The 12,539-nt window shown below is 73.1% G+C and carries 11 protein-coding genes; 9 read left to right on the top strand and 2 right to left on the bottom strand.

Annotated features, from left to right (window positions below):
• The first annotated feature begins 27 nt into the window (after window positions 1–27).
• From P2F65_RS09615 to P2F65_RS09580, 8 genes are all read left to right on the top strand, one after another.
• Window positions 28–609: an NTP transferase domain-containing protein gene (locus P2F65_RS09615; protein ID WP_275806258.1), complete on the top strand. Its 582-nt coding sequence runs from the start codon at window positions 28–30 to the stop codon at window positions 607–609.
• The gene (locus tag P2F65_RS09610) at window positions 606–1,583 is read left to right on the top strand and encodes an NAD(P)H-quinone oxidoreductase (protein ID WP_275806256.1); all 978 of its coding nucleotides are present in this window, start codon (window positions 606–608) and stop codon (window positions 1,581–1,583) included. Before P2F65_RS09615 ends, P2F65_RS09610 begins: the two co-directional genes overlap by 4 nt.
• Before the next feature lie 84 nt (window positions 1,584–1,667).
• On the top strand, window positions 1,668–2,981 hold the full coding sequence (locus tag P2F65_RS09605) for an aspartate aminotransferase family protein (RefSeq protein ID WP_275806254.1): 1,314 nt from the start codon (window positions 1,668–1,670) through the stop codon (window positions 2,979–2,981).
• Window positions 2,982–3,117: 136 nt separating this feature from the next.
• Complete coding sequence (locus P2F65_RS09600; RefSeq protein ID WP_275806251.1) at window positions 3,118–4,410, top strand: MFS transporter; 1,293 nt, start codon at window positions 3,118–3,120, stop codon at window positions 4,408–4,410.
• Window positions 4,411–4,495: 85 nt separating this feature from the next.
• The gene (locus P2F65_RS09595; protein ID WP_275806250.1) at window positions 4,496–5,092 is read left to right on the top strand and encodes a PadR family transcriptional regulator; all 597 of its coding nucleotides are present in this window, start codon (window positions 4,496–4,498) and stop codon (window positions 5,090–5,092) included.
• 10 nt (window positions 5,093–5,102) lie between these two features.
• Entirely contained in the window at window positions 5,103–5,828 is a 726-nt protein-coding gene (locus P2F65_RS09590; protein WP_275806249.1) for an ABC transporter ATP-binding protein, read from the top strand.
• A 9-nt stretch (window positions 5,829–5,837) separates the two neighbouring features.
• A complete protein-coding gene (locus tag P2F65_RS09585) occupies window positions 5,838–8,660 on the top strand; it encodes an FtsX-like permease family protein (RefSeq protein ID WP_275806247.1) in 2,823 nt (940 codons plus the stop codon).
• A gap of 165 nt (window positions 8,661–8,825) precedes the next feature.
• A complete protein-coding gene (locus P2F65_RS09580; protein WP_275806245.1) occupies window positions 8,826–9,764 on the top strand; it encodes an acyl-ACP desaturase in 939 nt (312 codons plus the stop codon).
• 25 nt (window positions 9,765–9,789) lie between these two features.
• Here P2F65_RS09580 and P2F65_RS09575 read toward each other — a convergent pair whose 3' ends face one another.
• Together P2F65_RS09575 and P2F65_RS09570 are read right to left on the bottom strand one after the other, a co-directional pair.
• Window positions 9,790–10,533, bottom strand: coding sequence for a cache domain-containing protein (locus P2F65_RS09575; protein ID WP_275806243.1), 744 nt, complete (start codon window positions 10,531–10,533; stop codon window positions 9,790–9,792).
• Window positions 10,530–11,303: an FCD domain-containing protein gene (locus P2F65_RS09570; RefSeq protein WP_275806241.1), complete on the bottom strand. Its 774-nt coding sequence runs from the start codon at window positions 11,301–11,303 to the stop codon at window positions 10,530–10,532. The genes P2F65_RS09575 and P2F65_RS09570 overlap by 4 nt, the downstream gene beginning before the upstream one ends.
• 118 nt (window positions 11,304–11,421) lie before the next feature.
• Here P2F65_RS09570 and P2F65_RS09565 point away from each other — a divergent pair, with 118 nt between their 5' ends.
• On the top strand, window positions 11,422–12,525 hold the full coding sequence (locus P2F65_RS09565; RefSeq protein WP_275806239.1) for an ABC transporter ATP-binding protein: 1,104 nt from the start codon (window positions 11,422–11,424) through the stop codon (window positions 12,523–12,525).
• Window positions 12,526–12,539 lie beyond the last annotated feature (14 nt).

The following is a 12,539-nucleotide window of genomic DNA, read 5'->3' as shown; positions in this document are numbered from 1 at the left end:
GGTCTTGGACGTGAAAACCTGTCGGTCGTGACCAGCGACCCGACGGTTCCCACCACAGCGGTGGTGCTGTGTGGCGGAGAGAGCCGGCGCTTCGGCTCGGACAAGACGCGGGCCGACCTCGGCGGCGTCTCGGTGCTCGACGCCCTCCTGTCGTCGCTGCCGAAGGCCTGGGACGTGCTGTGCGTCGGGCCGGAGCGGCCCACCGTGCGTGGGGGCGTGCGCTGGACCCGCGAGGACCCACCGGGCGGCGGCCCCGTCGCCGGGCTCGCCGCGGCGCTGGGCGAAGTGGAGGCGCCGGTCACCGTGCTGCTCGGCGGCGACATGCCGGGCGCCGGGCCCGTGGCCGTCGAGCTCGCCGCAGCCCTTGCCGGGGTTCCCCACGCGGACGTCGTCGCGGGCGTCGACGGTGACGGGCGCGTGCAGCCGCTCCTCGCGGCATACCGGACCGTGGCGCTGCGCGCCGCGCTGCCCGACCGACCCGCCGGGACGCCCCTGCGCAGGGTGCTCGACGGGCTGCGCGTGCACCGGGTCGAGGTGCCCGAACGGGCCAGCCGCGACATCGACACCCCCGAGGACCTCGACGCGGCCCGCCATAGGCTCGCGCCATGAAGGCCATCACGATCCCCACGCCCGGAGACGCCGACGCCCTCGTGCTCGCCGAGGTGCCGGACCCCGAGCCGGCCGCCGGCGAGGTGCGCATCCGGGTGGCCGCCGCTGGTGTGAACCGGGCCGACGTCATGCAGCGGCGCGGCTTCTACAACCCGCCGCCCGGCTCCTCCCCCTACCCGGGCCTGGAGGTCAGCGGCACGGTCGACGCCGTCGGCGAGGGAGTCACCGACTGGTCGGTGGGCGACGAGGTCTGCGCGCTGCTCGTGGGCGGCGGCTACGCCGAGCGGGTGTGCGTGCCGCAGGCCCAGGTGCTGCCGGTGCCCAAAGGCATCGCGCTCGAGGAAGCCGCCGCGCTGCCCGAGGTCGTGTGCACCGTGTGGTCCAACGTCTTCATGACCGCGAACCTGCTGCCGGGGCAGTTCCTCCTCGTGCACGGCGGGTCGTCGGGCATCGGCACGATGGCCATCCAGCTGGCCCGCGAGGTCGGCGCCCACGTAGCCGTCACAGCGGGGTCGGCCGAGAAGCTCGAGGCCTGCCGGTCGCTCGGCGCGGAGGTGCTGGTCAACTACCGCGAGCAGGACTTCGTCGAGGAGGTGCACCGGGCCACGGGCGGCGCAGGGGCCGACGTCATCCTCGACAACATGGGGGCGAAGTACCTCTCCCGCAACGTCGACGCCCTCGCCGTGAACGGCCGGCTCGTCGTCATCGGGCTGCAGGGCGGCACGAGGGCAGAGATCGACCTGAACGCGTTGCTGCGCAAGCGCGCCGCCGTCATCGCGACCTCGCTGCGGGCCCGGCCGGTCGAGGAGAAGGCCACCATCGTCGCCGCCGTGCGCGAGCACGTCTGGCCGCTGGTGGAGGCCGGGCGGGTCCGGCCCGTCGTGCACTCCCGGCACCCGCTCGCGAAGGCGCCGGCCGCCCACCGCGAGATGGAGGAGAGCGGGCACATCGGCAAGATCCTGCTGACTCCCTGAACCGACGACGGAGAACCCATGACCGAGGAGACCTGCTGATGACGCCGGCCGCCTCGGCCCCCACAATGGACGTGGAGGCATGTCATGGATCTCGACGAGCTGGTCTTCCATCCATGGGTCGCGCAAGGGCCTCGAGAGGTCCCGACCTTCGTCGGCGGCTCCGGCAGCCACCTCGTCGATGCGGACGGCCGGCGATACCTCGACTTCAGCTCGCAGCTGGTCTTCACCAACCTCGGCCACCAGCACCCGCGCATCGTCGAGGCCATCAAGCACCAGGCCGACCGGCTGTGCACGCTTGCGCCGGCCCACGCGTCCGACATCCGTGGCGAGGCGGCCCGGGCGATCGTCGAGGTGGCCCCGGACGGGCTGGGGCACGTGCTGTTCACGACCGGGGGCACCGAGGCCGTCGAACACGCGGTGCGGATGGCCCGCCTGCACAACGGCCGGCCGAAGGTGCTCGCCGCCTACCGCTCCTACCACGGCTCGACGACGACCTCGATCCACCTCACCGGCGACCCCCGGCGCTGGGCCAGCGACACCGGCGCGGCGGGAGCCGTGCACTTCTTCGGCCCGTTCCTGTACCGCTCGATGTTCGGGTCGCGCACGTCCGCGGAGGAGTGCGAGCGGGCGCTCGCCCACCTCGAGCAGGTGATCCTCCTCGAGGGGCCGACGACGATCTCCGCCCTCGTCCTGGAGTCAGTGGTCGGCAGCTCGGGGGTGATCGTGCCGCCCGCCGGCTACCTGCGCGGTGTCCGCGAGCTGTGCACCCGTCACGGCATCGTGTACATCGCCGACGAGGTGCTGGTCGGTTTCGGTCGCACCGGAGCCTGGTTCGGCGTCGACCACGAGGGTGTGAGCCCCGACCTGCTGGTGTTCGCGAAGGGCGTCGACTCGGGCTACGTGCCGCTCGGGGGCGTGCTGGTCGGCGAGGCGGTCTTCGAGACGTTCACCCGACGCCCCTACCCGGCGGGCCTGACCTACAGCGGGCACCCGCTCGCCTGCGCGGCCGCCGTGGGCGCCCTCGGCGCCATGCACGACGAGGGCACCGTCGGGGCGGCCGCCCGTCTCGGCTCGGAGGTCCTCGGGCCTGGCCTGGGCAAGCTTGCGGAGCAGCACCCCTGTGTGGGTGATGTCCGTGGCATCGGGGGCCTGTGGACCCTGGAGCTCGTCCGCGACCGGCAGAGCCGGGAGCCGCTCGTGCCGGTGGGCGCCACCGGCGAGGCGAATGCGCCGATGACGGCCTTCGTGAGGGCCTGCCTCGACCGCGACCTGGTCCCGCTGGTCCTGGGCAACCGCGTCCATGTCGCACCGCCGCTCAACATCAGCGACGCCGACGCTGCCACGGGCCTGGCCATCGTGGGCGAGGCCCTGACTGCGGCCGATGCCTACGTGACCTAGGCACCGCACAGCGGTCGGGAGCGGGCCGTCGGTCCGATATCCTTGGTGCCGCAAAGGGTTCCTGTGCGTCCTTGGAGGCGGGTTCGGCGCACGCCCGCTGTGTCGTACCCCGGCACCTGCACAGAATCGAACCCGCGTGTCACCGATCGCCTCCTACCGGCGCCTCTTCGCCCTGGCCGGTCCCCTCTACGTCGTCACCGCCTTCCTCGGCCGGCTGCCCCTGGCCATGAGCCAGATGGGCGCCCTGCTCCTCGTGTCCTCAGCGACCGGTTCGTATGCCGCGGGCGGCCTCGCCGCGGGCACGCTCGCCGTCGCGAACGCCGTGTGCTCCCCCGTCGCGGGTGCGCTCGCCGACCGGCTCGGGCAGCGCCCCGTCGTGCTCGTGCAGTCCGTGGTCGGCGGCCTCGGGCTCGCCGCGCTGGTCGGCCTCGCGGCCGCCGATGCCGAGACGACGCTGCTCGTGGCCGCCGCCGGCCTGGCCGGCGCCTTCGCCCCGCAGATCGGTCCGCTCGCGCGGGCCCGGTGGCGTCCGATCACCCACGGGAGCGGCCCGCACCAGCCGCGCCTGGTCGAGGCCGCCTTCTCCTACGAGGGCGCGGCCGACGAGGCGTCCTTCGTGCTCGGCCCCGCCCTGCTCGGGACGCTGGTCGCGGTGGCCGCGCCCGGCGCCGGGCTGCTGACCGCCGCCGCCCTCCTGCTCGTCTTCGGAGTGTGGTTCGCCCTGCACCCGACAGCTCGGCTGACCCATGCAGCCGGCCATGACGGCCACGCCGCCGGCCGGCTGGTGACGCCGGTCTTCGCCGTGCTGCTGCTCGCCCAGCTGCTGATCGGCGTCGTCTTCGGCTCGGTGCAGACCGGCACGACGGTGCTCGCCACCGCCGCCGGCCAGGCCGGCACGGCCGGGCTCGTGCACGCCGTGCTCGGCATCGGCAGCGTCGCCGCCGGGCTGGCGATCGCCGCCCTCCCCGAGCGCGTCGGCTACGCGACCCGGGTGCTGGTCACGGCCGCCGGCCTGTTCGTCCTCGCCGTGCCGCTGCTGTGGACCGACTCGCTGCGCTCGCTGGTGACCGTCGTGCTGGTGCTCGGCTTCGTGGTGGCGCCCTACATGATCAGCAACTTCACCCTGGGCGAGCGGGCCGCCCCGGTCGCCCGGGTCGGCGCGGCCATGACGCTGCTCGCGGCCGCGACGGGCCTGGGGTACGCGCTCGGCTCGGCGAGCGCCGGCCGGCTCGCCGACGCCTCCGGCCACACCGCCGCCTTCGGGGTCACCGTGGCCGCGGGTGCGGCGGCCCTGCTGCTCGCCGCTGTCGCGCAGCCGCTGCTCCGTCGCGTTGTGCCCCGGCCGGCCGCGTCACCTGCGGGGAGCGCCGATGCGGGCGACGACGCCACCGCGCCGACCGTCGGCGCGGCGCTTGACGCCGCACCCTGATACTCGGTATACCTTCTCCACCAGCGGGAATACCGGGTATAGACCCGTCTCCCGACCGGTGCAGGGGACAACGAGAGGGGACGGCATGTCGGTGCGGCTGGGTCTGTTGGCGCTGCTCGCCGAGGAGCCGACGTATGGCGCCCGGCTGCGGGCGGAGTTCGAGGCCAGGACCGGGGGGACCTGGCCGCTCAACGTCGGGCAGGTCTACACGACCCTCGCCCGGCTGGAGCGCGACGGCCTGGTCGAGGCGGTGGGCGAGGACGCCGAGGGGCGCATCACCTACCGGCTCACCAGCGCCGGCCGTGCCGAGGTGACCCAATGGTGGGTCGCACCGGTCGACCGCGACTCGACCCCCCGCGACGAGCTCGTCATCAAGCTCGCCCTCGCCGTGACGGTGGAGGGCGTCGACGTTCACCGGGTGGTGCAGACCCAGCGCACCGCGACCCTGAAGCACCTGCAGGACCTCACCCGTCTCAAGCACCGCGCCACCGCGGGCGACACCGACACCGACCTCTCCTGGCTGCTGGTGCTCGAGAACCTCGTCTTCGCCGCGGAGGCAGAGGTCCGCTGGCTCGACCACGTCGAGACCCGGCTCGCCCGGGAGGCGACGCGGCCGCGCAGGCGGGCGCACGGCACACCCACACCGCAGATCACCAAGGACCACAGCAGCACTTCCGCCTGAGGGGGCACAGATGGGCACGACACCGATCCTGCGGCTGGCCGAGGTCAGCCGCGTGCACGGCAGCGACGCCACCGCCGTGCAGGCCCTGGCCGGGGTGAGCATGGAGGTGCACGCAGGGGAGCTCGTGGCCGTCATGGGCCCGAGCGGCTCGGGCAAGTCCACTCTGCTCAACCTCGCCGGGGGCCTGGACGCGCCGACCAGCGGCCAGGTCTTCATCGAGGGCGAGGCCATCGGCAGCCTCAAGGGCGACGGGCTCGCCCGCCTGCGCCGTCGCCGGGTCGGGTTCGTCTTCCAGGACTTCAACCTCATCCCGTCGCTGACCGCGGCCGAGAACGTCGCCCTGCCGCTCGAGCTCGACGGCCAGCGGGTCCGCAAGGCCCGCCGGCATGCCCTGGCGGCCCTCGACCTCGTCGCCGTGCGTGAGCTCGCCGACCGCTACCCCGACCAGATGTCGGGCGGGCAGCAGCAGCGGGTGGCCATCGCCCGCGCCCTCGTGGGCGACCGCAAGCTCGTGCTGGCCGACGAGCCCACCGGCGCACTCGACTCGCACACCGGCGAGGAGGTCCTGCGGGTGCTGCGCGAGCGCTGCGACGACGGAGCCGCGGGGCTCCTCGTCACCCACGAGGCGCGGCACGCCGCCTGGGCTGACCGGGTCGTGTTCCTGCGCGACGGTCTCGTCGTCGACAGCACCGGGCGGCCGTCGACGGCCGACTCGCTGCTCGGCAGCACCGTCTGAGGCCGCGGCATGACCACCCTCGCCCCGGGGCAGCCGGCCGCCCCGGACCTTCCCGAAACCTCCCCGCGGCCCGAGGCCCCGCACCGGGCGACCCGCCTGCAGCGGTGGCGGGCCAGCTGGCGGGTCGCCCTGCGCATGGCCCGACGCGACGTCCGGAGGCACCGCGGCCGCAGCATCCTCGTGCTCGTCATGGTGTCCCTGCCCGTCGCCCTGCTCGTGGCGGCCGCCTGCTGGGCCGACACCGGCACGCTCAGCGGTGCGGACCGCATCCCGCTGACGATGGGCAGCGGTCAGGCGCTGGTCCAGTCGCCCCAGGAGCAGCGGATCGCACAGTTCCCCCAGCCAGACACGTATTCCAGCGACGGCACGCCGGCCAAGGCGGTGCCGGGGTTCGTGGCCGGCGCGGACAACACCGACGCGATGGAGCGGCTCCTCGGGGGCGAACTCGTCCCTGTCACCGAGACCGACGCGCGGTTCCTCTCCGGAGACCGACGCATCCGCATCCACGGGCTGGTCGTCGACGGTCGCCGCGACATCGGGCCGAAAGCAGAACTGACCTCCGGTCGGTGGCCGACCGACAACACCGAGGTCGTCGTGACGCCGGCCGGGGTCGACAAGGGCCTGCCGACGAGTGGGCCCGCCCGGTTCTCCGTCGCGGGCGAACCGCGCGACGTCGACGTGGTCGGCACCGCCAAAGCCCTCAGCGCCTGGGGCGGCCAGCCCGACTTCGTCGTCCCTGCGGTGTTCGACATCGCCGACAGGTACGGCGCGACGTGGATCCTCCAGCGTGACCGGCCGGTCCTCTGGCCAGAGGTCCGCGCCCTCAACGAGTACGGCATCGTGCTGACCAGCGCTGCCGCCCTGGAGAACCCGCCGGCCGACCACGAGCTCGACCCGAGCATCCGGGGACAAGCCGGCTACGAGGCCAACCGCGCCGCGACCACCGCCCTCGTCGGCGGCGTCATGCTCTTCATTGTCACCACCCTGCTGGTCGGCCCGGCCTTCGCGGTGAGCGCGGCTCGCCAGCGGCGCAGCCTGGCCATCGCTGCGAGCAACGGCGCCGAGACCCGCCAGCTGCGCCGGTCCGTGCTGGCCCAGGCGCTCGTTCTCGGCGCTGCCGCTGCCGTCGGGGGAGCCGTCTTGGGCGCCCTCGGGCTGCGGGCCGCCGTGGCGGTCTGGCGGGCCACGCACCCCGGGACCCTCATCGGCACCTTCGGCCTGCCGTGGGTCGCGCTGGCCATCATCGTGCCCTGCGCCGTGGTCAGCGCGGTCACCGCCGCCCTGATCCCGTCGCTCCGGCTCGGCCGGCTCGACATCGTCGGCGTCATGCGCGGCCAGAGCGTCTCGCCGCCCGCGAACCGGGTCCTACCCGTGGTGGGGGCCCTCATGGCCGTCGGCGGCGGGCTCTTCCTCGTGGCCAGCGTCAAGAACGGGAGTCGCGAGGTCGCGATGGCCGGTGGCGCCGTGGTGCTGGTGCTCGGCGCCCTGTTGACCGTGCCGGCCCTGCTCGTCCTCGCCGGCGCGCTCGCCTCCCGACTGCCGGTCGCTCCCCGCATGGCCACCCGCGACGCCGCCCGGCACCGCACCCGGTCGACCCCGACGGTCGCGGCCATCCTCGCCGGCGTGGCCGCCTTGACCGCCTTGAGCATCGGCGTGGCGAGCGACACCGAGCAGCGTCAACGGGAGTACCGCCCCCAGGCCGCGATGGGCCAGGGGTTCGTGCAGGTCGGAGAGCCCGACGCCCGCATCTCGGTGACGCAGGCGCTCCGCTCCGAGGGTCCCGGGCTGGTGGCGACGCCCTACGGCACGGTCACCTTCCGCGAGACCGGGGTGGTCGGTGAGCGCTTGGGCATGGTGGCCGTCGTTCCCCCGGGCTGCAGCCCGGAGAGCGCTCTTGGCCTGAGGGCGGGGCAGGAGCTGGCTGCCTCCCGTGAGGCGGAGCGCTGCATGCGGCTCGGCTCGCGGGCGTGGAACCGGGGGCAGATCCTCGTTGTCCCGGCCGACGAGATCGCGGCTCGGCTCGCTCTCGATCCCGCTCAGCAGCAGGCCATGGCCGAGGGCGGACTGCTCACCGCTCACCGTGACATGGGCATGAACGGCACGGTCGAGGTGGTCTCCGCCCAGGCGTCGATCGACCAGGGGTCCGGCGAGCTCGAGAACCTCTCCGACCTCCAGACACGGCGGCTACCGCTGGTCGAGCTGCCCACGAGCGCACTCACCGACGGCACCCTGTCGCTGGACTCGGGCGGGATGGTCACGACCGAGACGGCCCAGCGGCTGGGCTGGCCCGTCGTCGACCAGGGCTGGCTGCTGCGCGACCCCGAGGGTGCGATCAGCGCCGAAACCCAGAAGCGGCTCGACGAGAGCATCGCCGACGAGGGGTGGCTCTACGTCGAGCGCGGCTTCCAGCGCGACGACATCGCCGTCCTGCGGGTCATGTTCGGCCTGGCAGCCGCCCTGCTGCTCGCCGTGACGCTGATCTCCACGGCGCTGTCACTGGCGGAGCAGCAGGCCGACATGGGCACCTTCGCCGCAGTGGGCGCCACCCGGCGCACCCGACGGGCCCTCGCCGGATCCCAGGCCACTGTCGTGGGACTCATCGGTGCGGTGCTCGGGGTCGTCGTGGGGCTGTTCCCCGGGGTCGCCATCACCTACCCGCTGACCGCCACGTCGTGGGACGACGTCACCGGTCAGGAGGTGCAGACCGACCCCACACTCGTCATCCCCTGGCTGCCCCTGGTGCTCGTCGTCCTCGGGGTGCCCCTGCTCGCGGGCCTGCTCTCGGCGGTCGCCATCCGGAGGGCGCCGGCGGTGGCACGCCGGGCGGAGTGAGGCCCGTTGGCCAACGCCGACGCCGACGCTCCAGCCCTGGGCCGAGGGCGCTCGGGTCGGACCCACCGGTAGCACTCACGGGTAACTAGCCCCTCCACCTACGCCCCCGTAGGTTGGACGGAGGTCGAGACCCCCATCGGCCACCCCCATCGGAGGACGAGCGCCATGACCGCGACCACGTGGAGCCAGACCGACCTGCTGCGTGAGCTGAACCAGGTGGTCGAGGAGAACCTCAACCGCCACCTGAAGGTCGCCAAGGAGTGGTTCCCGCACGAGTTCATCCCGTGGTCCGACGGGCGCAACTTCGACGGGCTCATGGGCGGGGAGCCGTGGAGCCCGAGCGACGCACCGCTGAGCGACGTCGCCCGCTCGGCGCTGATCGTCAACCTGCTCACCGAGGACAACCTGCCGAGCTACCACCACGAGATCGCGATCATCTTCGGGCGCGACGACGCCTGGGGCGAGTGGGTGCACCGCTGGACCGCCGAGGAGGGCCGCCACGGCATCGCCATGCGCGACTACATGCTCGTCAAGCGCATGGTCGATCCCGTTGCGCTCGAACGGTTCCGAATGACCCACATGTCGCAGGGCTACGAGTCGGCCCACTCGGGCGAGCTGCTGCACTCGCTCGCCTACGTCAGCTTCCAGGAGCTGGCGACCCGGGTCTCGCACCGCAACACCGGCCGGTTCACCGACGACCCGATGTGCGACCAGCTGCTCGCCCGCGTCGCGGCCGACGAGAACCTGCACATGATCTTCTACCGCAACCTGCTCCAGGGGGCCCTCGAGCTCGCGCCCGACCAGACGGTCATGGCGGTCCGCGACGTGGTCAAGGGCTTCCAGATGCCGGGCACGGACATCCCCGGATTCCAGCGCAAGGCCGTCGAGATGGCCGTGGCCGGCATCTACGACCTGCGGCTTCACCGTGACGAGGTCGTCGCCCCGGTGCTGCGGTTCTGGAAGCTCTTCGACATCGAGGGGCTGGGCGCGGAGGGTGAGCAGGCCCGCCTCGAGCTCGATGCCTTCATGCAGGACCTCGACAAGCAGGCTTCCCGCTTCGAGGACAAGCGCGACACCCTCAAGGCGCGCATGAACATCCCCTGAGCGTGCCGGCGGGCCGGCCCGGCAGTCAGCGTGAGGTGATCACCCCGAGAGGGAGACCGGGGCACGGCCAGAACTCCCAGGCGTCGTGCTGCACCGCCTCACCGGCCCACCACCGCTGGACCGGCAGCCCGCGGATGAGGTCGCCGGTGACCCACTGCAGGTCCGACGACGTCACCACCCGACCGGCGGTGTTGACCACCGCGCACGACCCCTCGACCCGCTCCAACGGCCCGAACATCCGCTCCTCGAAGGTCCGCACGAGCAGGTCGAAGCCCACGACGCCGGCAAAGGCACCCTGACGCCACACGGGCCGGGTGAAGGTGAGTGTCTGCTGGTCGGTGCAGAGGTAGTCGACGTACGGGCCGGTGATGTGGGCCGTCCCGGTGGCGAGCGGCACGGCATACCAGGGCAGGTGGGTGTAGTCGCGGAACCCGACCGCGCGAGGGTCGGTCTCGGCGGCCAGCCGGCGCGGCACGGGCGGCGAGGCGTCCGGGTTGGCGGTCCACCACTCCAGCCAGTAGGCCGCGTCGGTCAGCACGTCGGGCGCGAGCACCAGGCCAGCGCCGGCCACCTTGCGCCCGGGGTCGGTGAGCAGCCGGTGGCACGTCTCCTCGATGGCGAGGTCGCCGCGGCGCGGGGTCTCGACCACCAGCTGCTGCTCCACCTGTGCCGCCACCTCGTCGAGGTCGGCGAACAGGGCGGCACACCACTGCAACACCAGGTCGGCGACGTCCGCGCCGACCAGCCGGCTTCCTGCTGTCGAGGTCATCGCACCCTCCCGGTCCACACCTGCCGGTGCAACGTCCGCACCGCCAGGAACATCTCTGCCACATGGCTTTCCGCCGCGCGGCGGGCCCCGTCGGCATCGCCGGTGGCGATGCAGTCCACGAGCTCGGTATGCCGGTCGGCCGGCTCCGCGCCCGGGCGCGCGTTCCCCGTGCCCGCCTGCGCGTGGGAGAGCCAGAACAGCATCCCGACCTCGCTCTGCAACGCCATCTCCTCGCGGGTGAGGCGGGCCGACTGGGCCGCCGCGGCGAGCTCGAGGTGGAAGTTGCCCTCGGCGCGCCACCGTCCTGCACCGTTCCCGTACGCCCGCCCGGCCGCGACGTGGCCCCGCAGTCGCTCGACGTCATCGGGGTCCGCCCGGAGCGCGGCGAGCTCGGCGCACATGGCGGCGATCGCGGTGTAGTGGTCGGCCAGGTCACGCAGCTCGCCCAGGCCCATGCGACGCAGGCGCGCCACAAGCGCCTGCTGGCCACCGTCGGCCGGGGTGACCACGAAGGACCCTCCCCCTCGGCCGCGCCGGGTGCGGATGAGGTTGTCCTCGCGCAGCTCCGCGAGCGCCTCGCGCACAGTCACCGTCGCGACGCCAAACCGGTCGGCCAGGTCGCTCTCGGACGGCAACGGGCTCCCGTCGGGCAGCAGCCCGAGCGTGATGGCCTCGCCGAGGCGACGGGCCACGGCCTCGGCCCGCCCCTCCGCCTCCAGCGGGGCGAACACCGCGGCATAGGCGCCCAGGGCCAGCGACGAGTCGGCCACGCGAGCGCCTCCTTCCCCAGACGGTGAGCCCGACGGAGCGATCGTGTCGGGCCACCTGTCTACCGCATTTCCGGCAGGGCCTTGCCCTGAAAACCTATGGAGCCATATGTTTCATTGTATGTCGACACCGAAGTCGCAGCGAGACGAGCCGCGCACCGACCCGACCACGAGGCCGGCGATCGTGCTGAGCGGCCTGCGCAAGGAGTTCCCCGGCAACCCGCCGGTGGTCGCCGTGGACGGCGCCGACCTGCAGATCGCCGACGGCGAGTTCTTCTCGATGCTCGGGCCCTCGGGCTCGGGCAAGACCACGGTGCTGCGCATGATCGCGGGGTTCGAGACCCCCACGGCGGGGCGCATCGAGCTCGGCGGGCACGACGTCACCTCGGCCCAGCCCTACGACCGCGACGTCAACACCGTCTTCCAGGACTACGCCCTCTTCCCCCACATGAACGTGCTGGAGAACGTCGAGTACGGCCTGCGCGTCAAGAAGGTCGACAAGGCAGAGCGACGCCGCCGCGTCCTGGAGGCCCTCGAGCAGGTCCGGCTCGCGGACTTCACCGCGCGCCGACCGGGGGCGCTCTCCGGCGGCCAGCGGCAGCGCGTGGCCCTGGCCCGCGCGCTGGTGAACCGGCCCAAGGTCCTCCTGCTCGACGAGCCCCTCGGCGCCCTCGACCTCAAGCTCCGGGAGCAGATGCAGGTCGAGCTCAAGGCCATCCAGCGTGACGTCGGCATCACCTTCCTCTTCGTCACCCACGACCAGGAGGAGGCGCTGACGCTCTCGGACCGCATCGCGGTCTTCAACTCCGGTCGCATCGAGCAGGTGGGCACCGCGCGCGAGGTCTACGAGCAGCCGGCCTCCAGCTTCGTGGCCGGCTTCGTCGGCACCTCCAACCTGTTGACCGGAGCGGTCGCCGAGGCCCTCCTCGGACGCACCGGCTCGTTCAGCATCCGGCCGGAGAAGCTGTCGGTGGCGACGCGCGACAGCCACGCCCCGCGTGACGGCCTCATCCGCGCCCCGGGCACCGTGACCGAGGTCGTCTACGCCGGTCCCGTCACCCGCTACGTCGTGCGCCTCGACGCAGCCGGACAGGGGACCAACCTGATCGCCCTGCAGCAGAACGGTTCTGCCGCAGTCGCGGAGGCCTTCGAGCGGGGCACCGCCGTCGACCTCCTCTGGCACCCCGAGCACGTCATCACCGTGCCGGCCCGCACCGCACCCTAGAGAAGGAGCTCACC

Source organism: Knoellia sp. p5-6-4 (genome assembly GCF_029222705.1).
Lineage (GTDB): Bacteria > Actinomycetota > Actinomycetes > Actinomycetales > Dermatophilaceae > Pedococcus_A.
Note: the sequence above shows the minus strand (reverse complement) of the source record. Positions and strands in the feature narration are given on the sequence as shown.